Annotated in this window: 24 protein-coding genes; 6 read left to right on the forward strand and 18 right to left on the reverse strand. The window is 73.8% G+C overall.

The annotated features are described in order from the left end of the window. Positions 1–139: 139 nt before the first annotated feature. Both ACH4PY_RS27460 and ACH4PY_RS27465 read right to left on the reverse strand, forming a co-directional pair. Positions 140–2,098: a coagulation factor 5/8 type domain-containing protein gene (locus tag ACH4PY_RS27460; RefSeq protein ID WP_398188378.1), complete on the reverse strand. Its 1,959-nt coding sequence runs from the start codon at positions 2,096–2,098 to the stop codon at positions 140–142. Between the two features lie 468 nt (positions 2,099–2,566). Beyond that, positions 2,567–3,115, reverse strand: coding sequence for a GNAT family N-acetyltransferase (locus ACH4PY_RS27465; RefSeq protein WP_398188381.1), 549 nt, complete (start codon positions 3,113–3,115; stop codon positions 2,567–2,569). Positions 3,116–3,303: 188 nt separating this feature from the next. Here ACH4PY_RS27465 and ACH4PY_RS27470 point away from each other — a divergent pair, with 188 nt between their 5' ends. After that, on the forward strand, positions 3,304–4,026 hold the full coding sequence (locus tag ACH4PY_RS27470; RefSeq protein WP_398188385.1) for a dienelactone hydrolase family protein: 723 nt from the start codon (positions 3,304–3,306) through the stop codon (positions 4,024–4,026). Between the two features lie 38 nt (positions 4,027–4,064). On the opposite strand, the gene ACH4PY_RS27475 is transcribed toward ACH4PY_RS27470, so the two are convergent. The 4 genes from ACH4PY_RS27475 to ACH4PY_RS27490 form a co-directional block, all read right to left on the reverse strand. Then, a complete protein-coding gene (locus tag ACH4PY_RS27475) occupies positions 4,065–4,565 on the reverse strand; it encodes a GNAT family N-acetyltransferase (RefSeq protein WP_398188388.1) in 501 nt (166 codons plus the stop codon). Positions 4,566–4,589: 24 nt separating this feature from the next. Then, entirely contained in the window at positions 4,590–5,111 is a 522-nt protein-coding gene (locus ACH4PY_RS27480; protein WP_398188391.1) for a GNAT family N-acetyltransferase, read from the reverse strand. 63 nt (positions 5,112–5,174) lie between these two features. Next, a complete protein-coding gene (locus tag ACH4PY_RS27485) occupies positions 5,175–5,609 on the reverse strand; it encodes an SRPBCC family protein (protein ID WP_398188394.1) in 435 nt (144 codons plus the stop codon). A 29-nt stretch (positions 5,610–5,638) separates the two neighbouring features. Beyond that, positions 5,639–6,814: an AraC family transcriptional regulator gene (locus tag ACH4PY_RS27490; protein ID WP_398188397.1), complete on the reverse strand. Its 1,176-nt coding sequence runs from the start codon at positions 6,812–6,814 to the stop codon at positions 5,639–5,641. 297 nt (positions 6,815–7,111) lie between these two features. On the opposite strand from ACH4PY_RS27490, the gene ACH4PY_RS27495 reads away from it, so the two are divergent. The 4 genes from ACH4PY_RS27495 to ACH4PY_RS27510 all read left to right on the forward strand — a co-directional run bounded on the left by ACH4PY_RS27495 (position 7,112) and on the right by ACH4PY_RS27510 (position 12,952). Further along, positions 7,112–8,731, forward strand: coding sequence for a cellulose binding domain-containing protein (locus ACH4PY_RS27495; RefSeq protein ID WP_398188400.1), 1,620 nt, complete (start codon positions 7,112–7,114; stop codon positions 8,729–8,731). Positions 8,732–8,922: 191 nt separating this feature from the next. After that, positions 8,923–10,296: a cellulose binding domain-containing protein gene (locus ACH4PY_RS27500; protein WP_398188403.1), complete on the forward strand. Its 1,374-nt coding sequence runs from the start codon at positions 8,923–8,925 to the stop codon at positions 10,294–10,296. Between the two features lie 246 nt (positions 10,297–10,542). Beyond that, positions 10,543–11,775 carry a nitrous oxide reductase family maturation protein NosD gene (locus tag ACH4PY_RS27505; protein WP_398188405.1) on the forward strand — a complete coding sequence of 411 codons (1,233 nt, stop codon included), beginning with the start codon at positions 10,543–10,545 and terminating at the stop codon, positions 11,773–11,775. A gap of 178 nt (positions 11,776–11,953) precedes the next feature. Then, positions 11,954–12,952 carry a methyltransferase gene (locus tag ACH4PY_RS27510; RefSeq protein ID WP_398188619.1) on the forward strand — a complete coding sequence of 333 codons (999 nt, stop codon included), beginning with the start codon at positions 11,954–11,956 and terminating at the stop codon, positions 12,950–12,952. 70 nt (positions 12,953–13,022) lie between these two features. Here the strand turns inward: ACH4PY_RS27510 and ACH4PY_RS27515 are convergent, their stop codons facing one another. The 9 genes from ACH4PY_RS27515 to ACH4PY_RS27555 form a co-directional block, all read right to left on the reverse strand. Continuing rightward, positions 13,023–13,733 (reverse strand): class F sortase, encoded by a 711-nt coding sequence (locus ACH4PY_RS27515; RefSeq protein WP_398188408.1) that lies wholly within the window; start codon positions 13,731–13,733, stop codon positions 13,023–13,025. A gap of 176 nt (positions 13,734–13,909) precedes the next feature. Further along, on the reverse strand, positions 13,910–14,311 hold the full coding sequence (locus ACH4PY_RS27520) for a hypothetical protein (protein WP_398188411.1): 402 nt from the start codon (positions 14,309–14,311) through the stop codon (positions 13,910–13,912). A 216-nt stretch (positions 14,312–14,527) separates the two neighbouring features. Then, complete coding sequence (locus tag ACH4PY_RS27525; RefSeq protein WP_398188413.1) at positions 14,528–14,863, reverse strand: TcmI family type II polyketide cyclase; 336 nt, start codon at positions 14,861–14,863, stop codon at positions 14,528–14,530. A gap of 78 nt (positions 14,864–14,941) precedes the next feature. Continuing rightward, a complete protein-coding gene (locus tag ACH4PY_RS27530; RefSeq protein ID WP_398188416.1) occupies positions 14,942–15,412 on the reverse strand; it encodes an SRPBCC family protein in 471 nt (156 codons plus the stop codon). A 3-nt stretch (positions 15,413–15,415) separates the two neighbouring features. After that, positions 15,416–15,673 (reverse strand): acyl carrier protein, encoded by a 258-nt coding sequence (locus ACH4PY_RS27535; protein ID WP_398188418.1) that lies wholly within the window; start codon positions 15,671–15,673, stop codon positions 15,416–15,418. A 56-nt stretch (positions 15,674–15,729) separates the two neighbouring features. Continuing rightward, positions 15,730–16,992 carry a beta-ketoacyl synthase N-terminal-like domain-containing protein gene (locus tag ACH4PY_RS27540; protein ID WP_398188421.1) on the reverse strand — a complete coding sequence of 421 codons (1,263 nt, stop codon included), beginning with the start codon at positions 16,990–16,992 and terminating at the stop codon, positions 15,730–15,732. After that, positions 16,989–18,254 carry a beta-ketoacyl-[acyl-carrier-protein] synthase family protein gene (locus tag ACH4PY_RS27545; RefSeq protein WP_398188424.1) on the reverse strand — a complete coding sequence of 422 codons (1,266 nt, stop codon included), beginning with the start codon at positions 18,252–18,254 and terminating at the stop codon, positions 16,989–16,991. The genes ACH4PY_RS27540 and ACH4PY_RS27545 overlap by 4 nt, the downstream gene beginning before the upstream one ends. Continuing rightward, a complete protein-coding gene (locus tag ACH4PY_RS27550) occupies positions 18,251–18,712 on the reverse strand; it encodes a cupin domain-containing protein (protein ID WP_398188426.1) in 462 nt (153 codons plus the stop codon). Before ACH4PY_RS27550 ends, ACH4PY_RS27545 begins: the two co-directional genes overlap by 4 nt. Positions 18,713–18,818: 106 nt before the next feature. After that, positions 18,819–19,946 carry a SchA/CurD-like domain-containing protein gene (locus ACH4PY_RS27555; protein ID WP_398188429.1) on the reverse strand — a complete coding sequence of 376 codons (1,128 nt, stop codon included), beginning with the start codon at positions 19,944–19,946 and terminating at the stop codon, positions 18,819–18,821. Between the two features lie 334 nt (positions 19,947–20,280). Here ACH4PY_RS27555 and ACH4PY_RS27560 point away from each other — a divergent pair, with 334 nt between their 5' ends. Further along, positions 20,281–22,104: an FAD-dependent monooxygenase gene (locus tag ACH4PY_RS27560; protein ID WP_398188432.1), complete on the forward strand. Its 1,824-nt coding sequence runs from the start codon at positions 20,281–20,283 to the stop codon at positions 22,102–22,104. A 191-nt stretch (positions 22,105–22,295) separates the two neighbouring features. Here the strand turns inward: ACH4PY_RS27560 and ACH4PY_RS27565 are convergent, their stop codons facing one another. The 3 genes from ACH4PY_RS27565 to ACH4PY_RS27575 are packed head-to-tail and all read right to left on the reverse strand — an operon-like array spanning position 22,296 to position 26,442. After that, complete coding sequence (locus tag ACH4PY_RS27565; RefSeq protein ID WP_398188435.1) at positions 22,296–24,671, reverse strand: beta-glucosidase; 2,376 nt, start codon at positions 24,669–24,671, stop codon at positions 22,296–22,298. Beyond that, positions 24,668–25,486 carry a carbohydrate ABC transporter permease gene (locus ACH4PY_RS27570; protein WP_398188438.1) on the reverse strand — a complete coding sequence of 273 codons (819 nt, stop codon included), beginning with the start codon at positions 25,484–25,486 and terminating at the stop codon, positions 24,668–24,670. Before ACH4PY_RS27570 ends, ACH4PY_RS27565 begins: the two co-directional genes overlap by 4 nt. Further along, positions 25,486–26,442: a carbohydrate ABC transporter permease gene (locus ACH4PY_RS27575; protein ID WP_398188441.1), complete on the reverse strand. Its 957-nt coding sequence runs from the start codon at positions 26,440–26,442 to the stop codon at positions 25,486–25,488. The genes ACH4PY_RS27570 and ACH4PY_RS27575 overlap by 1 nt, the downstream gene beginning before the upstream one ends. Positions 26,443–26,453 lie beyond the last annotated feature (11 nt).

Below are 26,453 nucleotides of genomic sequence, written 5' to 3' on the forward strand. Positions count from 1 at the left end.
TCGCGGCATCGTCGGCTCGGCGCAGCCGAGGCGGAAGTGAGCTGGAACACTCCCCATCCTAGGCAGCCTCGACCCTTTGGGCGACCTCAACTGCCCCACACAGAACGCCTGGTGACGTTCCGTGGCATCCAACTCCCGTTCAGTACGCGGGGTAGTCGATCACGTGCACCGGCACGGTCGCGGTGCCCTGCGCGGCCCCGCCGTGGTCGTTGACGACGTGCTCGATGACCCCGGCGCCGTTGAGCGACACCGTCAGCACGTCGTGGAAGCGCACCCCGTCCGTCACCGGCGCCTCGAACCCGCTGCGCACCCGGATCTCCGGGTCGACCGTGAAGAAGCAGTAGCAGCCGAGCCCCCACGCCTCGTGCCGCCGCACCTGCTCCGCGACCTTGTACGCCGGGTAGCCGTCGGCGCCCGGACGGCGGTAGGCGCCCTGGTGCGGCGGGTCGTAGGGCAGCTCGCTCTGGAACATCACCGTGCGGCCGCCCTCGCCGTTCCACAGCACGTTCTCCTGCTGGAAGTGCTCCACGAACAGCCCCGTCGCCATGACGTCGGCACCGTTGACGACGACGCCGTGCTCGGCGGTGTTCACCGTCCAGCCCACCCCGCTGCCGTGGTCGGCGCGCCACGCCCAGACATGGTCGATCAGCACGTCGTCACTGCCCACCACCAGCGCCGTGCCGGTACGCCCCGGGCCCGCGCCGCCGACCCGGAAGAACACGTCCTGCACCGACGTCGGATCCTGCGGGTCGCTGCGCCGGCCGCGCCCGCCGCCGATCTCCAGCAGCGCCCGCGACTCGGCCTCGGCCGCGTCGAAGAGCAGCCCGGCGATGCGCACCCCGCGCACGTTCTCCACCCGCATCGCGACCGCTCCGGTGACCGGGACGAGCGTCGCGAAGCCGAGGCCCAGCACCACCGTGCCCGCCCACTTGACCTTGATCGTGCCGGTCAGCCGGTAGATGCCGGGGGTCAGCAGCAGGTGCTTGCCCTGCGCCAGCGCCTTGTTGATGGCGCGCACCGAGTCGGTGGGCTTCGCGACGAAGAACTGCTCGATCGGGATCGAACTGCCCGGGGTGTGCCCCGCGCTCCAGGTCGCGCCCGCGGTGTCGTGCCGCAGCGCGGGCAGGAAGACCCGGTAGCGGCCGGTCGCGTCCACGTAGAGGAAGGGCTTCTCACGGCTGACCGGGGTGGTCGGCAGCGTGGTGTACGGCGGCTCGGGGAAGGACTGCGCGGGCGCGCCGGTGACACCGCAGAAGACCTGGTTCCACACGGCGTCGGACCAGCCGCCGACCGTGCTGTTGCGGGTGAACCACTGCTGCTGCGAGGCGTTGACGACCTCGCCGTCGACGACCGAGTCCGCGATGTAGCCGCCGCTGGCGAAGCCGCCGAGTCGCGGCGACAGGAGGAGCCGGCCGCGGATGTGCACCCGGCGCAGCGGCGCGGCCTGCGACACCGCCCAGCGGTTGGCCCCGCCCGCGGGCTCGACGGCCAGATTCTCCGCCGAGCGCCAGAAGTTGGTGAGCGCGCTGTCCCCGCCGCCCGGCTGCGGCCTGCCCTCGACGCGCACCGCGCCGTTGATCGTCACGTCGTCGGGCGACAGGCCCAGGCCCGCGACCGAGGTGTAGTAGCCGAGCTGGGCGTCCACGTCGTAGCTGCCGGGCTTGAAGAGGAAGGCGAAGCGGCCGGTGCCGAACTCGCCCACGACCTGCTGCTGGGCGGCGGCGTCCAGCGCGGCCTGGATCTCCGCGGCGGGGGTGGCCGGGTCGAAGACCCGCACGTTCGGCCCGAAGTCCGGCTCCGCGGGACCCGGTCGGCGCTCCTGGCCCTGGGCGGCGGCGGGCGCCGCGGCGCTGCCCAGCGGCACGGCGGAGGCCAGCGCGGCGGTCGTGATGAAGGAGCGGCGGCTCAGCCCGCCGGTGTCGGCGTCGGGGTGCGCGTCGGGCTGTGCGTCGGGGTGCGCGCCGGTGCGGAAGCCGGTGGCCGGGGCCGCCGCTGCCGGAGCGGTGGAGATGGCGGTGGATGTGGCGGTGGCGGTCGTGGTGGCGGTGTCCGTGACGGTGCCGGGGAGTTCGCTGCCCGCAACTCTGAACGACGACATGACGACGACCACCTTCCGCGACTGTCTGCGACCTTCGTACGACCCGGGACCGGCAGTCCCACGGACCGCGGGCGCGTGAGAGCGCTCTCTTGCAGACGTACCCTGCGGGCTGCGGGAAGCCGGTGTCAAGATTTCGTGAGAGCGCTCTCGGCCAGCTGTGACACCGCTGCTCACAGCCGCACCAGCCGCCCCGCGGTGCTGGGTCCCACCGCCCGCCGCGCCGCTGCCCGCGGCATCCGCCGAGCCCTCGTACGTCACAGGGACACAGGCTCTGACCTGCGGTGACGCCTCGTCGGGCGGGACGGGCGCGCGGCATCCGGGGGAGCGGGCGCGGAGCGTGCCGGAGTGGACGCGGGGTGCTATTACGGTGTCGTAACTGTTGCGTGTGCGTCAGGTCGCGGCAGGCACCGCCGGGCGCTCCGGGAACCCGGCCACGAGACGGCCCGGCGGCCTCACGGCCTCACGGCTTCACGGCCGGGCGGACGGCGCCGCGGCCGGGGGCCGGAGGCCGAGCCACTGCTCGGCGCCCCACGCCTCGAACCTCTCCGCCTCCGTGAAGCCCAGCCGCGCCGCGAGGCGCATCGAGGCGGAGTTGGCGGTCTGGGTGGCGAGCACCACCGGTTCGCCCGGGAGGACGCAGTCCAGCCAGCCGAGTGCCGCCGCGCACGCCTCGGCGGCGTAACCGGACCCCCACGCCCGCGGCAGGAACAGGTAGCCGAGATCGGCCTTCCCCGCGGCGGCCGGGCGGCGGTCGCGGGGCCCCCTCCTGAGCAGGATCTGCCCGATCATCGAACCGTCGAGCTCGACGACGAAGCTCCCGGGCCACTGCTCGGGCACCTCGGGCAGCTCCCGTTCGAGCTCGGCGCGCGGCCGGGGACCGCCCAGGTAGGTGTGCACCTCGGGCGACGCGAGCAGTTCGACGAACGCCGCCCGGTCGCGCGCCTCGGACGCGCGCAGCACCAGCCGCTTCGTCCTGATCGGTTCCGGCGGCCATGTCACGGGGCCCAGAGCGTTCATCAGCGCACGCTAGCAGCAGGCCCGTTCGCCCGGGAAGCGGTGCCGGGGCGGCCGTCAGTGCCCCGCCGCTGCCGCGCGGCAGGCGTGCGCTGCCCGTCCGCGTCAGCAGGCCACAGTCTCCACCGCGCCGTTCCGCCGGCGGAGAACAGCGGCCCGGCCGGACCCGCCGGTCACTACCGTCCCGTCATATGACGACGACAACGCGCACGGTCGAATACCCCGCCGACGGGCTGACGATGACCGGACACCTCGCACTCCCGGCCGGAACCGGTCGCCGCCCCGCGGTGCTGATCGGGCCGGAGGGCATGGGGCTCAGCGACGTGGAGCGCCGCCGGGCCGACGCCCTCGCCGAGCTGGGGTACGTGGCGCTGGCCTTCGACCTGCACGGCGGGCGCTACCTGGGCGACCCGCAGGAGATGCTGGACCGCTGCATGCCGCTGCTCGCCAGCCCCGAGCGGATGCGGGCCGTCGGCCGTGCGGCCCTCGGCGTGCTGCTCGCCGAGCCGCGCACCGACCCCGCGCGGATCGCCGCCGTCGGCTACGGCACCGGGGGCGCCGTCGGGCTGGAACTCGGGCGCGACGGGGCGGATCTGCGCGCGATCGGGACGGTCAACGGGCTGACCACGGGCCGACCGGGCGAGGCGGCGCGCATCCGCTGCCCGGTGTGGGCCGGGGTCGGGTCGGAGGACCCGATCATGGCGCCCGCGGTGCGGGACGCGTTCACGGCCGAGATGCAGGCGGCGGGCGTCGACTGGCGCCTCGTGGTCTACGGCGGAGCCCTGCACGCCTTCCACCACCCGACGGTCGACCACCCCACGGTCCCCGGCGTCGGCTACCACCCGCGGCACGCGCGGCGGGCCTGGCGCGACGTCCTCGACCTGCTCGCCGAGTGCCTGACCGCGACGGAGTGACCGCGACGGAATGACCGGGGCGGCGACCGCGCGGCCGGTCAGCCGAGGGCCCGCTCCATGCAGACCAGGGCGTCCCGCTCGTCCCAGGACTCCACCACCGTGAAGCCGAGCCGCTCGTACAGGGCGATCGCGTCGGTCCGCCAGTTCCAGACCGACAGCCGCACGGCGGTCGCGCCCGCTGCCGCTGACCGGGTGAAGGCCGCGCCGAGCAGGGTCGACGCGATGCCGCGGCCGCGCAGGGCCGGGTCGGTCCACAGTCGTTTGACCTCCGAGCGGCCGCCCGCGGGGGCCGTCACCACGACGCACCCGGCGGCGGTGCCGCCGCTCACGGCCACCAAAACGGTGTCACCCGCGAAGGCGGTGCGCGGGTCGGCCACCTCGGCGCGGTAGCGGGGCGGCAGGTCTTCCGCGCCCGTGACGGGGGCGCCCTTCTCGGACTCCGTCCGCAGGTGGTAGGCGGCGAGCAGCGCGGACAGCGCCTCGTCGGACGGTCCCTCGGCGGGCCAGCGGACGAGGGTGGTGCCGTGCGTGTCGCTCATCGTGCCAGCATGCCACGCCGCAGGTCAGGGCCTCAGCAGTCCCCCCACCCACCAGTCGTGCGGCTTGCCGTCGTTGGCTATGCCGCGGTTGCGGAGCGTGCCCTCGACGGTGAAGCCGATCTTCTCGGCGACGGCGCGCGATCCGGTGTTGCCGACCATCGCCCACCATTCGATGCGGTGGACGTCGAGGGTGGCCCAGCCCCAGTCGCACAGGGCCCGGGCCGCCTCCACCGAGAAGCCGTGTCCGCGCTGCTGCCGGGCCGCCCAGTAGCCGAGCTCCCAGACGCCGGGGCTGACGACGAACAGGCAGTACAGGCCGACCAGGTCGCCGGTGTCCCGGCGGAAGGCGCCGAGGGTGTAGTTCTTGTCCTCGGCCCAGCCCGCGGGCATGTCCTCACCGATGCGCTTCTCCGCGTCGGCCCGCCGGTACGGCACCGGGACCGGCGTGTAGAACTGGATGTCCGCGTCCTGGCAGGCCTCGTACACCGCGTCCACGTCGTCCGGGGTGAAGGCGCGCAGCAGCAGGCGGTCGGTCTCAAGTGTCACTGGATCCACCGCGGCATTATGAAGACCGCGGCGGACGGTGGCCAGCGAATATCGCGGCCGGGCTCACTCCTGGGCCGCGGGCTGCTCCGTGCGGCGTTTGATGCCCTCGCCCTCCAGGGCGAGGTAGCGGCGGATCGTGGAGCCGAGGAGGAAGCCGACCGGCCAGGACAGGACGCCGGACTGGTCGAGGGTCAGGGTGAGGCGGGTGCCGGTGCCCTCCGGTTCGACGACGTGACCGGCCCGGGAGACGGCGCCGGGAGCGCGGCTCTCCCAGGTGAAGGACGTGCCCTCGTCGAGGGCGGTGACCTGCCAGACCGCGGGGCGCAGCCGGGGCTGGCGGACGGCGAAGCGGGCGCCGAGGGACAGGTCCGGGCCGGCGAGGCCGCGTACCGAGGTCATGGCCGGGGTCAGCTCCGGCCACTTCTCCGGTGCGGCGAGCACCTCCCAGACCCGGGCGGCGGGTGCGGCGATCGTGGCGGAGTAGGCGTAGCTGGGCACAGGGCTCCTTCCGGCCGGTCCCGGTCAGGTTACCGACGCGCCGTCGGCGCGTGAACCGGCCGGTGGGGCGTGGCTGCTGCCTGGGTCGTCCGGCGGTGCCGGCCGGGCGCCACGCCGTACCACCGCTTGAAGGCGTGGGCGAAGGCGAATTCGGAGGAATAGCCCACGCGGGCCGCGACCCCCGCCAGCGGCAGCGACGACTCGGCCAGCAGCCGGGCGGCGAGCGTCATCCGCCACCACGTCAGGTAGGCGAGCGGCGGGCGTCCGGTGAGGGACGCGAAGCGGCGGGCGAAGGCGGCGCGGGACAGACCCGCCTCGCGGGCGAGCCGTTCGACGGTCCAGGGGGCGTCCGGGGCACGGTGCATCGCGCGCAGCGCGGCGGCCACCGGCGGGTCGGTCAGCGCCGCGCCCCAGCCCGGCTCGGCGGTGTCGGGGCCGGGCCGGTCGGCGAACCACGCGCGCAGCGCGTAGAGCAGCAGGGCGTCGAGCAGCGGGGGGATGAGCGCGTCCGTGCCGAGCCGCGGCCGGTCCAGCTCCCCGGCGAGCAGCCGGACCGCGGCGGTGACGTCCGGGTGCCGCGCCGGGCTCGCGGGCAGGTGCAGCACCGCCGGGAGCTCGTGCAGCAGCGGGTGGACGTAGCGCGGGTCGAGCCGGTAGCCGCCGCTGAGCAGGACGGACGCGGGCCCGTCGCCGGGTGCGGGGTCCGGCGGGGTGCGCTCGGCGCCGCGCGGACCGGGGACGTGGCCGCCGGGCCTGAGGCGCGCGGGCGGGACGGCGCCGCCGCGGACGGCGGGCCGCGGCGCGCCGCCGGGGGAGAGGTGCCTGGGGGCGTCCGGGCCGCCGAGCGGGTCGGTCAGCAGGTGGTCGGCGCCGTGCGGGACGAGCAGGACGTCGCCGGGGCCGGCGCGCGCCCCGGCCGGGGCCCGGACCGGCCAGGACCCCGGTGCGGGCGGCGGGTGGCCGGCGGTGCGCGGGCCGTCGTAGGCCGCCACCGCGGTCAGGGCCTCGCCGTCCGGCACGGCGGAGGCGGCGGAGCCGTCGTCCGCGTCGACACGCAGCACGCACGCGCCGTGCAGCACCACATGGACCGACACCGTGTCCGGCCCGGGGCCGAACTCCCGTGCCCAGGGCGCGGAGCAGCGCACCAGCGACGACCGCGGCCGCCCGGTCCTGGCTGCCGCTACCACATCGCTCAGTACGTCCACTCCGGGACGCTACCCCGCATCGAGACGCCCACGCAGACGGCCCGCGCCCTCCTGTACACCCCGTCTGCGGGCTGTCGCGTACGCCGCGCCGCCCCGCTGCCGGAGGGGTCGGTTCCGGGGGCCGGTCCGCGGGGGCCGCGCGCTCCGCGGGCGTGTGCGGCGGATCCCTTGACTTTCCGTCACGCCTCAGTACCTTCATCTTGCTTAACCGGTACAGGCGGAAGTCGCCATCCGACTCCGCTGTCGCCCGTACCAGCCTTCCTGTCAGGGAACGTCCGGACATTCCGAGGAGAATGCATGACACTCCCAGCACGACGCTTCTGGCTGGCGGCGCTCGCCGCGGTGACGACGGCACTGATGGCCGCCCTTCTCGCCGTCGCCGCCCCCGGCCCCGCCCGCGCCGCCACCACCGGCTTCGTCCAGCGCTGCGGCACGCACTTCTGCGTGGACGGCAAGACCGCCTACTTCGCCGGAGCCAACTCCTACGACCTGTTCACCTTCGGCAGCGGCTCGGGCGACACCGAGACGCAGTACATGGACAAGGCCGCCATCGACAGCGAGATGGCGAACATGGCGGCGGACGGCGTCACCGTCGTCCGCACCTGGATGTTCGACCACGAGCAGTGGCACGGCTTCGAGCCCGCCAAGAACACCATGAACGAGCAGGAGTGGGCGGAGTTCGACTACATCCTGTACTCCGCCGCGCAGCACGGCCTGCGGGTCGTCCCGGCGCTGGAGAACTACTGGACGGCCTACGGCGGCGTCAACGCCGTCCTCGGCTGGGAGGGCGTCTCCACCGCCAACTCCGGCTACTTCTTCGACGCGTCGAAGTGCCCGGGATGCCTGGCCGACTACGAGTTCTACGTCGACTACGCGCTCAACCGGGTCAACCACTACACGGGCGTGGCCTACAAGGACGACCCGACCATCTTCTCCTGGGAGCTGATGAACGAGCCGCGCTACCAGGACGTCGACCCGGCCGACAACACGGTCGGCGCGACCTTCCGGGCCTGGGAGGACAAGGTCGGCGCGCACATCCGGTCCATCGACGGTCACCACATGATCGACAACGGCATCGAGGGCCAGGGCAGCGCCTACGGCTACGGCAGCGACAACGGCGTGCCGTACACGTACGAGTGCCAGTCGCAGTACATCGACTTCTGCTCCGCGCACATCTATCCGACCGAGGGCTGGGCGAACCTCTCGGTGAGCGCGACGCAGGCACTCGTCGCGAAATACATCGCCGACGCGCACACCGGCGCCGGGAAGCCGTTCTTCCTGGGGGAGTTCAACACCTCGGCGAGCACCCGCAGCACGTACTGGCCGGCCATCTACAGCACGATGGAGTCCGGCAACGGCGACGCGGACGCCTTCTGGTGGTACATGAACAGCAGCAAGGACGGCAACTACGGGGTGATGCACGGCGATGCGGTGCTGAGCTACTTCACCGCGCACTCCAACGCCGACAAGGCCAAGAGCGGCGGCGGCACCACCCCGCCCACGACGCCCCCGACCACGCCCCCGACGACACCTCCCACCACCCCGCCGACCACGCCGCCCACCACCCCGCCGACGACGCCCCCCACGACGCCGCCCGCGGGTTCCTGCGCGGTGAACTACCACATCGACGACTGGGGCAGCGCCTTCAACGCGAGCGTGACCGTCACCAACGGCACCTCGGCGCTGAGCGGTTGGAGCCTGGTCTTCTCCTTCCCCGGTGACCAGAAGATCACCAACATCTGGAACGGCGTCGCCGCGCAGAGCGGCAAGCAGGTCACCGTGACCAACGCCTCCTACAACGGCACCGTCCCGGCGGGCGGCAGCGTCGCCTTCGGGTTCAGCGCCTCCTCGGTGTCCGGCACCAACGGCGTCCCGGCCGCCTTCACCCTCAACGGCAAGGCCTGCGCCGTCTCCTGAGCCGGCCGCGTATCCGTACGGTCCCCCGCCGCCCTCCCCGCGGCGGGGGACCGTCCGCGTCCGCCCCTTGCTTACGCGGTTCAGCGAACTGCCGTCCCGTCATGTGCCGCCGCTTCGCGGACCGTTGACGGCGCCGGGCCCGCACGGTGACTATGGGAGCGCTCCCATTCCCCCACGTCAAGGAGCCGTCCATGCGCGTACCCGCGCACCACCGCCGCCGGCCGCACCGCAGACTGATCGCCGCGCTCGCCGCCGCCGTCACCGCGGCGCTGGTGTCCTTCCTGACGATGCTGCCCGCCCCCGCGGCCACGCCCGCCGCCGCCCCGGCCGACGTCACCGGCAACGCCACCCACTTCGACGGCCTCGGCCAGCCCTACGGCGGCTGCGGCATGCCCCAGTCGGCGCTCGACATCCCGGACTTCGTCGCGCTGAACGTCTTCGACACCCCGGGCGACTACACGATGTACCAGCGCCCGGTGCCCGCCTCGCAGAGCTCGATCATCGGCGCCTGGGACAACGGCCACAACTGCGGCCGCTATGTGCAGGTCACCATCGGCGACTACTGCACCGGCACCAACGACGGCGCCGCCGGCCAGGCCTTCTGCCGTGGCGGCGGCTGGACGTCGGACCAGTACGACGGCGCCACCCTCACCATGCTGGTCGCCGACAGCTGCGCCGACCCCAACGCGTGGTGCCGCGACGACCCGAACCACCTGGACCTGGACACCGCCTCGCTCGGCCACTTCACGCAGAACGGCAGCGCGGTCAGCGGCCTCGCCGACCACTGGAACAACCGCCAGGTGTCCTGGCACTACGTCGAGGCGCCGGGCTACACCGGGGACATCAAGATCGGCTTCCTCCAGGGCGCCCAGCGCTACTGGGGCGCGGTCTCCGTCTCGCACCTGCCCAACGGCATCCACGGCGTCGAGTACTACTCCGCGGGCGCCTGGCACGAGGCGCAGATGAACGGGGACATGGGCCAGTCCTTCATCCTCGACCCGATCACCGCGGGCGGCACCGACTTCCGCATCCGGGTCCGCGACGTCACCGACTCCTACGTCTTCGGCGGCCGGACCTACGACTTCTCGCTCCCCGCGTCCTGCTCCGGGCAGTGCTCGGCGGCGTACACGGCCACCAGCTACACCACCGGCGGCGGCGACGGCTCGACGCCTCCCACCACGCCCCCCACCACCCCGCCGACGACGCCCCCGACCACGCCTCCCACCACGCCCCCGACGACCCCGCCGACCACGCCGCCCGCCTCCGGCGGCTGCACCGCGGCCGTGCACATCAGCAACTCCTGGTCCGGCGGCTTCCAGGCGGACGTGACGGTGCAGAACACCGGCACCCGGCAGACCGGCGGCTGGGCCGTACGGCTGACACTGCCCTCGGGCGTCCAGGTCGCGAGCGTGTGGAACGCCGCCGTCGACACGTCGGCGCCCGCGACGACGCTGCGCAACGTCTCCTACAACGGCACCCTCGCACCGTCGGCGAGCACCTCGTGGGGCATGACCCTGAACGGATCCGCGACGGATCTCGGCACCCCGGTCTGCACCGCCTCGTGACGGCGGCCGCGGCCGGCTGACGGAACGGCACCACGGGGCCGCCGTGCGCACCGCGCGTACGGCGGCCCCGCGCCGTCCCCGGATGCCCGCGCACAAATGGCGGGCCGACCAGGGCGCCCATAGCTTCGAAGCGCGTCCGCGCCGCCCACCCCCGAGGGGGCGAGACGGCGGGCGCGATCCGAAGAAGGCCCTGGGACCTTGCGCAGCGCTGTCGCTCTGCCAGGTCGAGAAAGGCAGGTCAGAGCGATGCTCGTACGGCACAGCACATACCTGGCGGGAGTCATGGCGGCCGCGGCGCTCGGCGCCGGCGTCATGGTGGCGCCCGCCGCGCACGCGGCGGGGAGCCTCCACGTGGTGCGCGCGGGCCAGTCCATCCAGGAGGCGGTCGACGCGGCCGCCGACGGGGACACCGTGCTGGTGATGCCCGGCACCTACCGGGAGAGCGTGCAGATCACGCGCAACGTGACGCTGATGGGCGCCGCCCCCGGGCAGGTCACCCTCACCGCCCCGGCGGGCCAGGGCGCCGGGTCCGCGCCCGCGGACGGCGCCGCCTCGGCGGACACCCCGAGCACCCACATGAACACCACGACGTCCACCACCGGCGCCGACACCGGCACCGCGCCCGCGCAGAAGCAGACCGCCGCGGCGCAGCCGAAGGAGGGCACCGCCGTCAGCGGCACCACGACCCAGGCCGCGTGCGCCGCCGCCGGGCACGGCCTGTGCGTGACCGGCGTGTCCGAGCCGCTCACCGCGGTGCGCATCGAGGGCCTCGACGTCACCGGCTTCCGCGCCGACGGCATCGACGCCTCCAACACCGACCGCATGGTCGTCCGGCACGTCGTGGCGCAGGGCAACGGCGCCCAGGGCATCAGCCAGGAGAAGTCCACCCGCGCGGTGCTCAGCGACAACCGGGCCGTCGACAACGGCCAGTCCGGCATCTTCGTCGCCAACCTCGTCAGCGAGGAGGGCGGCGCGCTCGACACCCAAGGCACCGTGATCTCCGGCAACACCCTGACCGGCAACCGGATCGGTGTGACCGTCCGCCGGGCGCGCGTCCTCACCGTCGAGGACAACACCGTCTCCGGCAACTGCGGCGGTGTCTTCGTCGTCGGCGACGAGAACAACCCGAAGGCCGGCGACCTCGACATCCGCGCCAACCGGATCACCGAGAACAACAAGTTCTGCGCCGCCAGCGGCCGGCTCCCCGCCATCCAGGGCACCGGCGTGCTGCTCACCGGCGCCGAGGACACCCGTGTCACCGGCAACACCATCAGCGGCAACTCCGGCGCCTCGCCCATGTCCGGCGGCGTCGTGCTCTTCCCGAGCGAGGTGGGCGTCGCCGACCTGCGCAACCAGGTGGACGACAACACCCTGACCGGCAACGTGCCCGCCGACATCGCCGACCGCGACACCAAGGGCTCGGGCAACACCTTCAGCGCGAACTCCTGCGCCGTCTCCCAGCCGGCCGGCCGGTGCTGACCGTCCGCCGCGCCGGACCGCCGCGCACGCCGCGGCCGCGTCCGATCCCGCCCCCGACCCGGCACGACCGAAAGGGCCGACCATGACCATGACCCGACCGGCCGCCGCGCCCCCGGCCACCGCCGAGGCGCAGCAGGCCACGCCCGCGGCGCCGCAGCACGCCCCCGACCAGTCCGCGATGCGCATGCGCGAGCTGGTCTTCGGCGCCGCGTGCGCCGCCGCGCTCCGCGCCGCCGCCCGGCTGGGCGTCGCCGACGCGCTCGGCGACGAACCCGCGACCGCCGAGGAGCTGGCCGCGGTGGTGGGCACCGAGGCCCGGCCGCTCGGCCGGCTGCTGCGCGCACTGGGCAGCTACGGCGTCTTCGCCGAGCAGGGCGACGGCCGCTTCGCGCACACCGCGATGTCGCGGATGCTGCGCGAGGACGCGCCCGACTCGCTGCGCAACATCGCCCTGTGGTGCACCGAACCGTGGACCTGGGACGCCTGGCCGCGGCTCGACGAGGCCGTGCGCACCGGCCGGGACGTCGTCACCGGCCTGTACGGCAAGCGCTTCTTCGAGTACCTGCACGAGGACGCGCCGGACTCCGCCGCGGTGTTCAACAAGGCCATGACCCGCTCCAGCATGCAGTCCGCCCGGGACGTGGTGGACAGCCTCGACCTGACCGGCATCGCCTCGGTCGCCGACATCGGCGGCGGCCAGGGCCACGTGCTGGCCGGGCTGCTGGAGCGCTACCCGCAGATGCGCGGCACCCTGCTCGACCTGCCCGAGGTCGTCGCCAACGCCGACCCGCGGCTGCGTGAGGGCGGTGCGCTCGCCGACCGCGCCACGCTGCTGCCCGGCGACTGCCGCGACCGGATCCCGGTGCAGGCCGACCTGTACGTCATCAAGAACATCCTCGAATGGGACGACGACAGCACGCGCAGGACGCTGGGCAACGTCGTCGCCGCCGCCCGCCCCGGGGCCCGGGTGCTGGTGATCGAGAACCTGGTGGACGACAGCGCGTCCATGCGCTTCACCACCGCGATGGACCTGCTGCTGCTGCTCAACGTCGGCGGGCAGAAGCACACCCGGGAGAGCATGGTCGCGCGGATGACCGAGGCCGGCCTCACGGTCGGCGAGGTGCGCCCGGTGGGCCCGTACCTGCACGCCTTCGACAGCGTGGTCCCCGGCGCCTGACCCGGCCCCGCGCGCGACGACGGCGGCCGGTCCGGGGATCTCCGGGCCGGCCGCCGTCGTGCGGGGGTGGTCAGGCGGTGCGGGACGACGTGAGGTGCGCGAAGACCACGACGTTGTCGGTGTAGTCGCGCTTGCTGCGGTCGTAGGAGCCGCCGCAGGTGATCAGGCGCAGCTGCGGGTCGGGGGTGTCGCCGTAGACCCGCTGGTCGGGGAAGTCGCCCTTGGAGAACTGCTCGACGGAGTCGACGGTGAAGACCGCCACCGTCTTGTCCGCCCGGGTGATCTCCACCGGGTCGCCCGGCTTGACCAGGCGCAGCATCAGGAAGACCGCGGGACCGGTCTTGGTGTCGACGTGCCCCGCCACGATCGCCGGACCTCGCTCGCCCGGACTGGGCCCGTCGGCGTACCACCCGACGAGGTTCTTGTCCCCGGCCGGGGGCGCGGCGAGATTGCCCGAGGAGTCCAGGTGCAAGGTGGTGAACGGGGCGTCGACCCCGATGCCCTTGACGACCAGCCGGGTGGGGGCGGACCCCGGCAGTGGCGGCACGGTGACCGTCGGCACGGGCGCGATGGCGCTCTGGCCGCTCGTGGTGGCGCTGGGCGGCGCCGCTGCGGAGGCGGGCGGGGCGGGCAGGCCGCGGCCCGCGGAGTCGACCGAGTTGTAGATCATCAGGGCGCCGATCGCCGCCGAGGCGAGCGCCCAGCGCAGCATGCGCGAGCGCGTGCGGGGCGGCGGGGCGTCCGCCGCGCCCGCGGGCGGCGGCGGGTACTGCTGGTCCATGGGGCGGTGCCTTTCCTCGGGCCTTTCTCGCCGGGCCGTGCCGCGGCTCGCGAGCGTGGGCTTCCGGCGGCGGAGCCGGATATGCCGTGGCCACCGCCGCAGGGAGCGACGGTGGCCACGGCAGGAGACAGCTGAGGAGTGTTCAGCCGGTGATCAGCCGTTCACCGGAGGGCGGTTCAGACCAGGCCGCCGACCGGGGTGCGACGGCGGCGCAGCGCGACCGCACCGGCGCCGAGGCCGCCGAGCAGCAGCACCGAACCGGCCGCCATGCCGCCACCGGACAGCGCCATGCCGCCGCCGCCGGTGTGCACGCCGCCGTGCGGGTGCTTGCCGTGCCACGAACCGGCGTCGCCCTGCTGGGCGGCGTCGTCCGAGGTGGCGTTGTCCGAGCCCGTCGCGGCGGAGTCGCTGCTGTTCTCCGTCGTCGACTGGGAGTTGTCGTGGGTGGTGGAGTGCGACGAACCGTGGCTGCTCGGGTCGTACGCGTTGACGGCACCCGTCGCGTGGGCGGCCGGGGCGGCGATGGCGAGGACTGCGGTGAGTGCAGCTCCGGCGAAGAGGGTGCGGGCAGTGCGCATGTGAGGTGTTCCTTCCGCCGCGTCTGCGCCGGCCGACAGGCGGTCGGCCGAAGCGAATCGCAGGTGCGACGTGTTCACCGTCAGCCCCACGCACCCCACGCGCCACCGGAGAGAGCTGCAAGGGGGTGGTCCTTGCGCCCTCCGGGTGGCGAATTGGGCCGTCCGGACGACGGAACGGGCCCTGCACGCGGCCCGGTCCCGTCGGCCGCCGGGACGTCAGACCGCCGCGCGGTCGCGGTCCCAGCGGTAGAACTCCCGCGCCATCGCGTCCTTCGGGGACCGCCAGGTCTCCGGGTCGTACGCGCTGACGTGGGGGGACAGCCGGCGGCTGACGTCCTGGAAGTCGGGGTGCGAGGCGTGCTCGGCCACCTTGGCTCCGGGCGGGCCGTCCGCCTCGATCAGATGGAAGTAGAGGTCGCCGAACTGGAACAGGCTGCGGCTGCTCACCCCGATGAGCCGCGGCAGGTCGCCGCGGTCGGAGGTGCGGAAGACCTCGGCGATGTCGTCCGCGGAGCCGGGGGCCATCCGGGCGACGATCAGGGCGCGGTGCACGGCGGTACGTCCTTTCCTGGGCGTGGCGGGGCGCGGGTGGTTCACGCCCCGGGCGGGCTGCCCGCCCGGGGCGCGGCGTCAGTTGGCGACCGGGACGTCCTCGCGGGCGCGCTTCTCGATGGTGTCCCTGATGAGTTCGAGCTGGACCACCGAGTTGGCGTTGATCCGGGCGGTCATCCCGGCGTCGTCCACCGGCGCGTCGGGCTTCATGGCGAAGTCCTGCACCCAGCGCATCCGGGTGCCGCCGGGAACCTCGTGGTAGCTCCAGAAGATCTCCATGAAGTCGAACGGCCCGGTCTCCACCCGGCGGGCGGTCACGGTACGGGTCTCGGGCACCGGCTCGCGCTCGGACACCCAGCTCCACACCGTGCCGTTCTCGTCCGGGTGCATCGTGAGCCGGAAGGTTGTCCTACGGCCCTGGCGCTCCAGGACCTCCACGGACGCGTACTCGCTGAACAGCTGCGGCCAGCGCTCCAGGTCGTTCGTCATGTCCCAGACGAGGTCCAGCGGGGCGCCGATGACGATCTCGTTCTCGGTGTGTGCGGCCATGGCTCATGCCCTCGCCTTCAGCACGTCGTTGACGACGTCCAGCAGCTCGCGCGGCGTGCGGCAGGCGTCGGCGTCGGCCGGGATGGTCGCGCCGTGCTCGTTCTCCAGCGCGCCCACGATGCCGAGCAGGCCCAGCGAGTCGAGGCCGAAGTCGGCGAACGGGGTGTCGGACTGGAGCTCCAGGTCGGCCGGGTCGACGACGACGCCGGCCCGGCGCTCCATCAGCGCGGCCAGTTCCGGGTAGGTGATCACGGTGTGCATGAGCGGCTCCTTGCGTGAGGGGTTCCGGTCGGGGACCGGGGGAGTGGGGGCGGCGGTCACGGCCGGGCGTCCGCGCCGTGCCGCAGCACGAGCGCCGAGTTGGAGCCGAGCAGGCCGCGGCTGAGCACCAGCGCGGTGCGCAGGTCGGCGGGCCGGGCGTGGCCGGTGACCAGGTCGAGCCCGCCCGTCACGTCGGTGACGTGGGGGGTGGGCGGCACGACCGCGTGCTCCATGGCCAGCACCGCGCAGGCCACGTCCAGTGCCGCGGCGCCGCAGAAGGCGCGCCCGGTACCGGTCTTGGGGGCGGTGACCGGCACGCGGGCCGCGTGCGGGCCCAGCACATCGGCCAGCGCCAGGGCCTCGGCGTGGTCGGCGGCGGGCACGCCGAGCGCGTCCGCGAACACCACGTCGATCTCCTCGGGTGCCGCGTCCGCCTCGGCCAGCGCGCCGCGGATCGCGTGCGCCAGGCCCTCGCGGGAGGCGGCCCAGTCCGCGGAGCCGGTGAAGGTCGCGGCGTGCCCGGCGACCACCGCCCGTGCGGTGACGCCGCGGGCGCGGGCCGCGTCCTCCTCCTCGGCGACGAACATCGCGCCGCCCTCGGCGGGGACGAAGCCGCACGCCCGGTCGGTGAAGGGCAGATAGGCCTGCTGCGGGTCGGTCGCGCGGCTCAGCTCCGGGTAGCCCAGCTGGCACACGACCGAGTACGGCGCGAGCGGCGCCTCGGTCGCGCCGACCACGATGGCGTCGGTGCCGCCGCGGATGCCGCGCGCGGCGAGCGCGAAGGCGTCGAGCCCGCCCGCCTCGTCGCTCGCGACCACCCCGCAGGGGCCCTTGAAACCGCCGCGGATGGATATCTGGCCGGTGCTCGCCGCGTAGAACCAGGCGATCGACTGGTACGGGCCGACGAAGCGCGGCCCGCGGCCCCACAGCTGCTGGAGTTCGCGCTGGCCGAACTCGCCGCCGCCGGAACCGGCCGCGGTCACCACGCCGATGCCGTACTCCCCGGCGCCCGCCGCGTCCAGAGCCGCGTCGCGCAGGGCCATGTCGGCGGCGGCCATCGCGAAGTGGCTGAAACGGTCGGTCTGCACCAGGTAGCGCTCCTCGACGAGCGAGGACGGGTCAAAGCCCGGCACCTCGCCCGCGACGGCCAGCGGCAGTGCCTCGCAGCCCTCCCGGGTGACCGGGCCGAGCGCGCTCACGCCCTCCTTGGCCGCCTTCCAGTACGCGTCGGCGCCCACTCCGGTGGGGGCGACGACGCCCAGCCCGGTGATCACCGTACGGCGCCGCGCGGCGGTCCTTCCTGTGGTCGTGCCGGTCATCGGTTCGCCTCCTCCCGGTTGAGGACCACGGCGGACTGGAAGCCGCCGAAGCCGCTGCCGACGGACAGCACCGTCCGCAGCCGCCGCTCGCGCGCTTCCTTCGGCACGTAGTCGAGGTCGCACTCGGGGTCCGGGGTCTCGTAGTTGGCGGTCGGCGGCACCACGCCGTGCTCCATCGCCAGTGCGCAGGCGGCCAGTTCGATCGCGCCGATCGCGCCGAGGGAGTGCCCGACCATCGACTTGATCGAGCTCATCGGTGTCCTGCGGGCGTGCTCGCCCAGCGACCGCTTGACCGCGGCCGTCTCGTGCCGGTCGTTCTGCTTGGTGCCCGAGCCGTGCGCGTTGACGTAGTCCACGGCGGTGCGGTCGGTCCTGCCGTGCGCGAGCGCGTGGTCGATGGCCCGCGACATCTCCAGGCCCTCGCGGGTCAGCCCCGTCATGTGGTGGGCGTTGCCGAAGGTGGCGTAGCCGGTGACCTCGCAGTAGACGTGCGCGCCGCGGGCCCGGGCGTGCTCCAGCTCCTCCAGCACCAGCACCGCGCCGCCCTCGCCGAGGACGAAGCCGTCCCGGTCGGCGTCGAACGGCCGTGAGGCGTGCGCCGGGTCGTCGTTGTTCGGCGAGGTCGCCTTGATGGCGTCGAAGCAGGCCACCGTGATCGGCGAGATCGGCGAGTCCGACGCGCCGGCTATGCAGATGTCGGCGCGGCCCTCCTCGATGGTCCGGAAGGCGTAGCCGACCGCGTCCAGGCCCGAGGTGCAGCCGGTGGAGACCGTCTGGACCGGGCCGTGCGCGCCGATCTGCTCGGCGACCTCCGCGCTCAGGGCGGCCGGGGTGAAGGCCCGGTGCAGATGCGCCTCGGCCTTCGCCGGGTCCACGTCCCAGCGGTCACCGCCCGCGCTCACCAGGGCGTAGTCGTGCTCCAGGCGGGTCGTGCCGCCCACCGCGGTGCCCAGCGACACCGCGATCCGCCAGGGGTCCTCGGCCTGCGGGTCCATGCCCGCGTCGTGCAGTGCCTCGTCCGCCGCGGCCATCGCGAACTGCACGTAGCGGTCGGCGCGGGCCAGCCGTACCGGGTCGAGGCCGACACCGGCCGGGTCGAAGTCGCACTCGGCGGCTATTCGGGAGCGGAAGCCCGTGGCGTCGAACCGTGAGATCCGCCGGGTCGCCGTCCGCCCGGACGACAGCAGGTCCCAGAAGGCCGGTACGCCGATCCCGCCCGGCGCGACCACCCCGATACCGGTGACCGCGACCCGCCTGGTCATTTGACCGCTCCCGCCGCCTCCGGCGGCCGCCCGGCGCCGGCCATGGCACCGGCGGCGGGCAGCGGGTTGCCCGCGGCGTCCTCGGTGTCGACGTGGCCCAGCTCCGGACGCGGCGCGAGCGGGCCCAGGTGGAAGACCATCCGGGCCGTGCCGGTGCCGACGTTGCGGAAGCGGTGCCGCACGTCCTTGGGGATCAGCAGGCCGTGGTCGGGCGCGAGCGCGTACGCCGTGCCGTCCAGATCGACCTCCAGCTCGCCCTCGACGACGAGGACGAACTCCTCGGAGTAGGGGTGGTAGTGCTCGGCGATGTGCTCGCCGCGCTGCACGATCGCGACGCCCATGAAGCCGCTCGTCGATCCGCAGAGGGTCGGGGTGAGCATGGCGCGCAGATCACCGCCACGGCGCCGGTTGGGCTCGACGTCGTCGACGTGCACGATCCGGTGGGGCTGAGCGGTCATGAGGGGTGCTTCCAGTGGTGTCACAGCGGCCGGCCGCGGGGGATCCGCGGCCGTGTCGCCTGCGGTGGTGCGGGGCAGCGGGACTGCCGGGCCGTGCGGCCGGCCGTCACACGTCCTGCGAGTGGCGGTCGGTGAGCAGGGTCATCCGGCAGTGGGCGAGCAGCGCCGCGCGCCCCTGGTCCGTCCCGAGGTCGCGGGCGGCGCCGGGCAGTTCCAGCTGCCGGGCCAGCTCGGCGGCCAGGTCGCGGTCCGCGGTGCCGGTGGTCAGCGCCAGGTCCGCCTCGGCGGGGGCCGCCAGGTCGACGACCCGCACGACCACGTCGTCGCGCTGGAAGACCGTGCTGCGCACCAGCGGGCCGGTCGGGTCGGCCGCCGCCAGCTCGTCGGACCGGGCCAGCACCCGGGCCGCCGCGGCGCCACCGCCACCGCGCACCGGGTACTGCAGCGCGTACCGCTGCACCGGGCCGCCGCGCTCCGCCTCGGCCACGGCCTCGTGCACCGCCGGGAGCGCCGCCCGGCCGAAGAAGGCGCGCGCCGACTCAGGTGAGGTCAGATCGCGCTCCTCCTCCAGGTACGGGTTGATGGCCTCCTCGACCGCCCGCACCTCGGGCTGCTGCGCGACGTGCCGCAGCGCCGCGGACAGGCTGCCGCGCACCTCGACCGCCCGCACCACCCGGTTGCCCTGCATGAACAGCGACGTCCGGCACAGCCGGGTCGCCGAGTCGACCCGGGCCGACGGCGAGGCGTACTCGCTCAGCAGCTTCGCGACGACCTCCTCGCTGCCGGGCCGGACGGTGAAGGTGATCGCGTGCCGGATCCGGCCGTCGCCCGCCCTCTCCGGCCGCGGCGCGCGGCTGCCGGTGTGCCCGGCTGCCGACGTCTCGCGCAGCACCTCGTAGCGCAGCGACCGGGTGTCGTTGACGCAGTCGTGCATGGGCTTGACCATCTCGCGGTGCTCGGCGCTCTCCACCCAGGCCAGGAAGGGCGCGGCGCTCTCCCACTCGCTGGTGATGAGCCACTGCGACGGGTCCTCGATGGACTGGCACAGCTGGTCGCTGACATGGCCGGGCACCGACGCGACCTGGTCGCGCAGCAGCTGGTACGCGTCCAGGAAGGCCTGCTGCGCGCCCTTCCTGACGTCCAGCATCAGCACCACGCGCAGCGTCGCGGGCTCGGTGTCGCGCGCGGCGACGGCGGTGCCCGCCGTTCCCGGCTCTCCGGACAGGGTCGTCATCTTCCACTTCTCCTTACGGCGCCGCCGGTCGGCGGCGGGTCTCGCGTACGGGCTTGTCGCGGGTGGGCTGCCGCGCGGCCGTGTCCGACTGCCGATCCGCCGTCCCCTGGTTTTCCGATCGTGCGTCGATGCCGCCAACGCCGCGAGATCTGCGGTCCATGCGGGCGAATGCGCGGCCGCCGCAACCCCGCGGGCCGCCGACCGGGCAAGGAGAGAGGCGGGACCGGACGACGGCGTGCCGGGCCCCTGGGCCGCGCCGCATCCCGGCGCAGGTCCCGGCAGCACCGGCGGCGCACCGCCGCCGCGCCCCGCGCCCGTAAGGCAGGAGCAACAGATGCAACCGACGTCCACCGACCGCCCCGAGCACGTACCGGTCCTCGTCATCGGCGGGTCCCTGGTGGGGCTGTCCGCCTCCCTCTTCCTCGGCCGGCTCGGCGTGCGCCACCTGCTCGTGGAGAAGCACGCGGCGACCTCGCACCACCCGCGCGGCCGCGGCAACAACGTGCGGACCATGGAGATCTACCGGACCGCGGGCGTCGAGCCGGCGATCCGTGAGGCCGCCTCCGTGCTCGCCCGCAACCACGGCATCCTCCAGGCCGAATCGCTCACCGGCGACAACCAGCGCTGGCTCTTCCGGGAGATCGACCCCGGCGGCGGCCTGGCCGCGCTGAGCCCCTCGGGCTGGTGCCTGTGCAGCCAGAACGACCTGGAACCGGTACTGCTGCGGCAGGCCCGCGAGCTGGGCGGCGACATCCGCTTCGGCACCGAGCTGACGTCCTTCACCCAGGACGCGGACGGGGTGACCGCGGAGATCCTGGACCGCGAGAGCGGCACCACCCGCACCGTGCGCGCCGACTACCTCGTCGCCGCCGACGGGCCGCGCAGCCCCGTGCGGCACGCGCTGGGCATCGGGCAGACCGGCGCGGGCGAGCTGTTCCACAACGTCAGCGTCACCTTCACCGCCAAGCGCCTCGCCGAGGTCGTCGGCGACCGGCACTTCATCGCCTGCTACCTCACCAACCCCGACGCGGACGGCGCGCTGCTGCCCGTCGACAACCAGGACCAGTGGGTCTTCCACCTCCCCTGGCACCCCGAGGACGGCGAGCCGCTGGACGCCTTCACCGACGAGCGGTGCGCCGCGCACATCCGCACCGCCGTCGGCGTGCCCGGCCTGGAGATCGAGATCACCGGCAAGGCCCCCTGGCACGCCGCCGAACGCGTGGCCGAGAGCTACGGGCAGGGCAGGGTGCTGCTGGCCGGTGACGCGGCCCACGAGATGTCACCGACCGGCGCGTTCGGGTCCAACACCGGTATCCAGGACGCCCACAACCTGGCCTGGAAACTCGCCGCGGTGCTCGGCGGCTGGGCCGGGCCCGGCCTGCTGGAGACCTACGGCCAGGAGCGGCGGCCGGTCGCCGTCGCCACCAGCGCCCGCGCCTCGGAGCGCTCCGCCGAGCACAGCCACCCCGGCTACGACGCGCTGCCCGCCGCCGGCAACCGGCAGAGCGGCGTGCTCACCGTGGCGCTCGGCTACCGCTACCCGGCCGGCGCGGTCGTCGGTGTGGACCCGGACCGCCCGGTCGTCCCGCAGCCCCCCGCGCGGCCCGCCCCGCCCGCGGGCCCCGGCGACACCGGCGGGCCCGTCGTCCCGCACACCCCCGCCCGCCCCGGCGAGCAGGCGCCCCCCGGCGGCCCGGTCCTGCCGCCGTACGGCCACGCCGCCACCGGCCGCCCCGCGCCGCAGGCTCCCGCGGGCCCCGGCGGCAAGGGCCCGCGCCTGTGGACCGGCGACCCGGGCACCCGCGCCCCGCACCTGTGGGTCACCCGCGGCGGCGAGCGGCTGTCCACGCTCGACCTGTACGAGAAGGTGCCGGTGCTGCTCAGCGGCGCCGCGTCCGGCGCCGGGTGGCACGCCGCCGCCGAACGGGCCGCCCGCACCCTCGGGGTGCCGCTGGACCGCTACCGTGTCGGCGCCGACCCCGCCGCCGACCTGCTCACCGAGCCGGACGCGGACTGGGCCGCGGCCCACACCGTCGCCGCGGACGGCGCGGTGCTCGTCCGCCCCGACGGCTTCGTGGCCTGGCGCGCGCCCGCCGCCTCCGCGGACCCGGAGGCGGAACTCGCCGCGGCGCTGCGGGAGGTCCTGCGGCTGGCCTAGGGCTGCGGGGCTGCGGGCCGCGGGTCCCGGCGCCGCGGGCCGCCCCGTGCGGTGCTTCGCGCGATCGTCCGCGCACGGGGGCCGGTCGCGTCATTCCCCGGGCGGCGGAAGCCCCGGGACACGGCGAAGCGGCTGCGGCCGCCGGTGGGAGCCGGCGGCCGCAGCCGCTTCGGGGTAAGGCCGTCAGACCGTCAGGCCGCCGTCGTGCGGAAGGCGGCGTGCAGCCTGCGGGTGTGGTCGACCTCGCGGACCTGGCCCGTGAGGGTCGCGACCACCGTCAGCCGCTGGTCCGTGGAGGACGCGCCGAGCCGCAGCTCCAGCTCGCCGGGCTCCACGACACGGCGGCCGTCGCGCCCGGTGAAGGACGCCAGGTCGGCGGGCACCGTGACCTCGACCCGGGCGGACTGCCCCGGCTCCAGGTCGACCCGGCGGTAGCCGATCAGCCGCTGCACCGGCTGGACCACGGAGGCGACCGGGTCGTGCAGGTAGAGCTGCACGATCTCGGTGCCCGCGCGCTCACCGGTGTTGCGGACGGTGAAGGACAGGCCGATCTCCCCGTCGGTACCGGTCTCCAGCTCCGGCACCTCCAGGTCGCCCCACTGGAAGCTGGTGTACGTCAGACCGTGACCGAAGCCGTAGGCGGCGGTCGGGTCGATGTTGGACGACTCGCTGGCGTGCGAGAGCTTGGCCACCAGGTACGTGGACGGCTGGGTCCCGGGGCTGCGCGGGATGCTGACCGGCAGCTTGCCGGACGGCGCGACACGGCCGGACAGCACACCGGCGACCGCCCGCGTGCCCTCCTCGCCGGGGAAGAACGTCTGCACGATCGCCGCGGCCTCGTCCACCGCGCGGCCCAGCACGTACGGCCGGCCCGCGAGCATGGTGACGACGACCGGGGTGCCGGCGTCGAGGAGCGTGTCGAGCAGCTGCTGCTGCACACCGGGGAGGGTCAGCGACTCGCTGTCGCAGCCCTCGCCGCTGGTGCCGCGGCCGAAGAGCCCGGCACGGTCGCCGAGCGCGAGGACAACGATGTCCGCCTCGGCGGCCAGCCGCGCCGCCTCGGCGAAGCCGCCGGTGTCGTCGGTGTCGATGTCCGAGCCGCGCGCCGTGACGATCTCGCTGTCCGGGAACTCCTCGGCCAGCGCCTCGCGCAGGGTGGGCAGCTCGATGCCGACCGGCACCTCGGGGTGCTGGCTGCCGACGTGCACCGGGAAGGAGTAGCAGCCCAGCACCGCGGTCGGGACCTCGGCGTTGGGGCCGATGACCGCGATCTTCGCGGGGCGGGCGAGCGGCAGCGTGCCGTTCTCGTTGCGCAGCAGCACCACGGCCTGCTCGGCGATCTCGCGGGCGATCGCCCGGTTCTCCGCCGAGTCGAGGTCCACCGCGCCGCGCAGCGTGGCGGTGTCGGCGGTGTCCACGCCGGCCAGTGCGGCGGGCACGGGGTCCCAGTCCGGGTCCAGCAGGCCGAGCTCGACCTTCTGGATCAGCACGCGGCGCAGGGCGCGGTCGATGTGCGCCTCGGGCACCTGGCCGTCGGCGATGGCCTTGAGCAGCGGCTCGCCGAACGCCTTGACGGTCGGCAGCTCGACGTCCACACCGGCGTTGAGGGCGGCACCGGCCGCCTCGCCGAGGTTGCCGGCCACACCGTGCAGCAGCTGGAGGAAGGCGATGCCGAAGTAGTCCGCGACGACCGTGCCGGTGAAGCCCCACGTGTCACGGAGCAGCCCGGTCAGCAGGTCGGCGTCGGCGGCCGCGGGCACACCGTCGATGTCGGTGTAGGCGTGCATGACCGAGCGGACACCGCTCTCCCGGATCGCCATCTCGAACGGCGCCAGCATGACGTCGGCGCGCTCCCGGGTGCCCATGCTGACCGGCGCGAGGTTGCGCCCGGCGCGCGAGGCCGAGTAGCCGACGAAGTGCTTGAGCGTCGCCACGATGCCGGTGGACTCCAGGCCCTGGACGTAGGCGGTGGCCACCGTGCCGATGAGATACGGGTCCTCGCCGATCGTCTCCTCGACCCGGCCCCAGCGGGCGTCGCGCACCACGTCGAGCACCGGGGCCAGGCCCTGGTGCACGCCGACGGAGCGCATGTCCTGCCCGATCCGGGCCGCCATCGAGCGGACCAGCTCCGGGTTGAAGCTGGCGCCCCACGACAGCGGTACGGGGTAGGCGGTCGCGCCCCAGGTCGCGAAGCCGGCCAGGCACTCCTCGTGCGCGACGGCCGGGATGCCGAAACGGTTCGCCGCGGCGATGCTCCGCTGCGTGCGCAGCAGCGACAGCGCGCCGAGCGCCGGGTCGACCGGCGCGGTTCCGTACGACCTGGTCAGCTGGCCGAGACCCTGCGGCAGCAGGCTCTCGAGGGTGACCGGTTCCTCCATCTCGTGCTGGTACGGGGCGACCTCGCCGCCCTCGTCGGACGCACCCACCCAGATCCCGAACAGCTGCGCGACCTTCTCCTGCACGGTCATCGCCGCGATCAGCGCGTCGGCCCGGGTTTCCGGGGCGAGGGAGGTGTCCCTCCAGGGGGGAGTAGCGGACTTGTTCTCTTCGGCCACGGTGCCGGTCACTTTCCTCCGACGCCCATGAGTCCCTGGACCAGGGCACGGCGGGCGAACAGGTAGACGATGAAGATGGGCAGCATCGACAGCACGACCGCGGCCAGCAGGCCGGGGACGTCGATGCCGTGCTCGGTCTGGAACTGGAACAGGCCCATGGTGATGACCCGGGACTTGTCGGTCTGGGTCAGAACCAGCGGGAAGAGGAAGCCGTTCCAGGCCTGAAGGGCGGAGAAGACCACGATCGTGGACAGACCGCTCTTGGACAGGGGAACCACGAGCTGGAAGAACGTCCGGGTCGGCGAGGCGCCGTCCATGGCCATGGCCTCGTACAGCTCGGAGTTGATCTCCCGCATCACGCCGGTGAGGACCAGCGCGCAGACCGGCAGCGAGAACGCCGCGGTCGGCAGGATGAGGCCGATGAGGTTGTCGTACAGACCGGCCTTGGTGATCACGTAGAACATCGGGATGATCACCGCCTGCGACGGGATCGCCAGGCCCAGCAGGAACAGCCGGAAGATGCCGGTGGTGGTCTTGCCCTGGCTGCGTACGATCGCGTACGACAGCGGCGGGATCAGCACCAGCACGATCGCCACCACGGCCACCGTGACCAGCAGCGTGTTCAGGAAGAAGTGCCCGAACCCGTTGGAGAAGTCCTGGGTGTAGTTCGACAGCGTGAAGTGCTTCGGCCACGACAGCGGGCCGTTGGCCGAGTAGTCCGAACGGCTCTGCAGGGTCGCGGCGAGCATGACGTACAGCGGCAGGCCGATCAGGACCAGCCAGACGAGCGAGCCGAAACCGGCAAGGTAATTGGGACGGCGCTTCATCACAGTCCCTCCGTCGAGCTGCGCATCTTGTCGTAACCGGAGAACTTGACGATGACGAGCGAGATGATCGTGGCGATCACGACCAGGACCATGGCGATGGCCGAGCCGTAGCCGAAGTCGAAGTTCTTGAACGCCTGCACGTAGGAGTAGTACGGCGTGGTCGTGGTGTCCGTGCCGGGGCCGCCCTGGGTCAGGATCAGCACGGTGTCGAACACGGTCATGCCGCCGACGACCATGAGGATCATCGACGTGACCATGGTGGTCCGCAGCTGCGGCAGCGTGATGGACCAGAACTGCCGGAAGCGCCCGGCGCCGTCGATCGCGGCGGCCTGGTAGAGCACCGGCGGGATCGCGCGGGCCGCGCCCTGGTAGATCAGGGTGTGGAACGGGGTGTACTGCCACGCGCCGACGAAGATCAGCACGCCGATGGCGGTGCCCTGGTGGCCGAACAGGTTGCCGTCGCCGAACAGCCACTTGGCCTGGGACGGGATGCCGAAGTTCGGGTCGAGCAGGGCGCGCCACAGGATGGAGATCGCCGTCGCCGAGAGCAGCAGCGGGATGAAGTAGATCGCGGACAGAACTGCCCGGTTGCGCTGCTTGCCGGCCGCCCACACGCCGAGCAGGATGCTTAGCGGGGTCTGGACGACGACGCCGAGCACGGTGACCACGAGGGTGAGGACGATGCTCTGCAGCATCACGTGGTCGTGGAACAGCCTCGTCCAGTTGTCCACGCCGGTGAAGGACAGCGCACTGATGCCGTCCCAGTTCGAGAAGGACAGCACCGCGACCATGATCAGCGGCAGGACGGCGAAGAGGGCGAAGAACAGAGTGGCGGGCGCCGCCCAGGCAAAGCCTGGGCGGGCCACGGAGGCACCGGACTTGCGGCCCGGCCGGCCGGCGCCGGCCCGGAGTACGGGCCGGCGCTTCCCCACCCTGGGTGAATCAGTGGTGGTCATTTCTGGATCCC

This window comes from Streptomyces sp. NPDC021224, assembly GCF_044332905.1.
GTDB lineage: Bacteria > Actinomycetota > Actinomycetes > Streptomycetales > Streptomycetaceae > Actinacidiphila.

Excerpts from the sequence above, each read along its gene's own strand:
- ACH4PY_RS27460 (WP_398188378.1), bottom strand. The coding sequence starts at position 2,098 with ATGTCGTCGTTCAGAGTTGCGGGCAGCGAACTCCCCGGCACCGTCACG.
- ACH4PY_RS27465 (WP_398188381.1), bottom strand. The coding sequence starts at position 3,115 with ATGAACGCTCTGGGCCCCGTGACATGGCCGCCGGAACCGATCAGGACG.
- ACH4PY_RS27470 (WP_398188385.1), top strand. The coding sequence starts at position 3,304 with ATGACGACGACAACGCGCACGGTCGAATACCCCGCCGACGGGCTGACG.
- ACH4PY_RS27475 (WP_398188388.1), bottom strand. The coding sequence starts at position 4,565 with ATGAGCGACACGCACGGCACCACCCTCGTCCGCTGGCCCGCCGAGGGA.
- ACH4PY_RS27495 (WP_398188400.1), top strand. The coding sequence starts at position 7,112 with ATGACACTCCCAGCACGACGCTTCTGGCTGGCGGCGCTCGCCGCGGTG.
- ACH4PY_RS27500 (WP_398188403.1), top strand. The coding sequence starts at position 8,923 with ATGCGCGTACCCGCGCACCACCGCCGCCGGCCGCACCGCAGACTGATC.
- ACH4PY_RS27505 (WP_398188405.1), top strand. The coding sequence starts at position 10,543 with ATGCTCGTACGGCACAGCACATACCTGGCGGGAGTCATGGCGGCCGCG.
- ACH4PY_RS27510 (WP_398188619.1), top strand. The coding sequence starts at position 11,954 with ATGCGCATGCGCGAGCTGGTCTTCGGCGCCGCGTGCGCCGCCGCGCTC.
- ACH4PY_RS27515 (WP_398188408.1), bottom strand. The coding sequence starts at position 13,733 with ATGGACCAGCAGTACCCGCCGCCGCCCGCGGGCGCGGCGGACGCCCCG.
- ACH4PY_RS27520 (WP_398188411.1), bottom strand. The coding sequence starts at position 14,311 with ATGCGCACTGCCCGCACCCTCTTCGCCGGAGCTGCACTCACCGCAGTC.
- ACH4PY_RS27530 (WP_398188416.1), bottom strand. The coding sequence starts at position 15,412 with ATGGCCGCACACACCGAGAACGAGATCGTCATCGGCGCCCCGCTGGAC.
- ACH4PY_RS27535 (WP_398188418.1), bottom strand. The coding sequence starts at position 15,673 with ATGCACACCGTGATCACCTACCCGGAACTGGCCGCGCTGATGGAGCGC.
- ACH4PY_RS27540 (WP_398188421.1), bottom strand. The coding sequence starts at position 16,992 with ATGACCGGCACGACCACAGGAAGGACCGCCGCGCGGCGCCGTACGGTG.
- ACH4PY_RS27545 (WP_398188424.1), bottom strand. The coding sequence starts at position 18,254 with ATGACCAGGCGGGTCGCGGTCACCGGTATCGGGGTGGTCGCGCCGGGC.
- ACH4PY_RS27550 (WP_398188426.1), bottom strand. The coding sequence starts at position 18,712 with ATGACCGCTCAGCCCCACCGGATCGTGCACGTCGACGACGTCGAGCCC.
- ACH4PY_RS27555 (WP_398188429.1), bottom strand. The coding sequence starts at position 19,946 with ATGACGACCCTGTCCGGAGAGCCGGGAACGGCGGGCACCGCCGTCGCC.
- ACH4PY_RS27560 (WP_398188432.1), top strand. The coding sequence starts at position 20,281 with ATGCAACCGACGTCCACCGACCGCCCCGAGCACGTACCGGTCCTCGTC.
- ACH4PY_RS27570 (WP_398188438.1), bottom strand. The coding sequence starts at position 25,486 with ATGAAGCGCCGTCCCAATTACCTTGCCGGTTTCGGCTCGCTCGTCTGG.
- ACH4PY_RS27575 (WP_398188441.1), bottom strand. The coding sequence starts at position 26,442 with ATGACCACCACTGATTCACCCAGGGTGGGGAAGCGCCGGCCCGTACTC.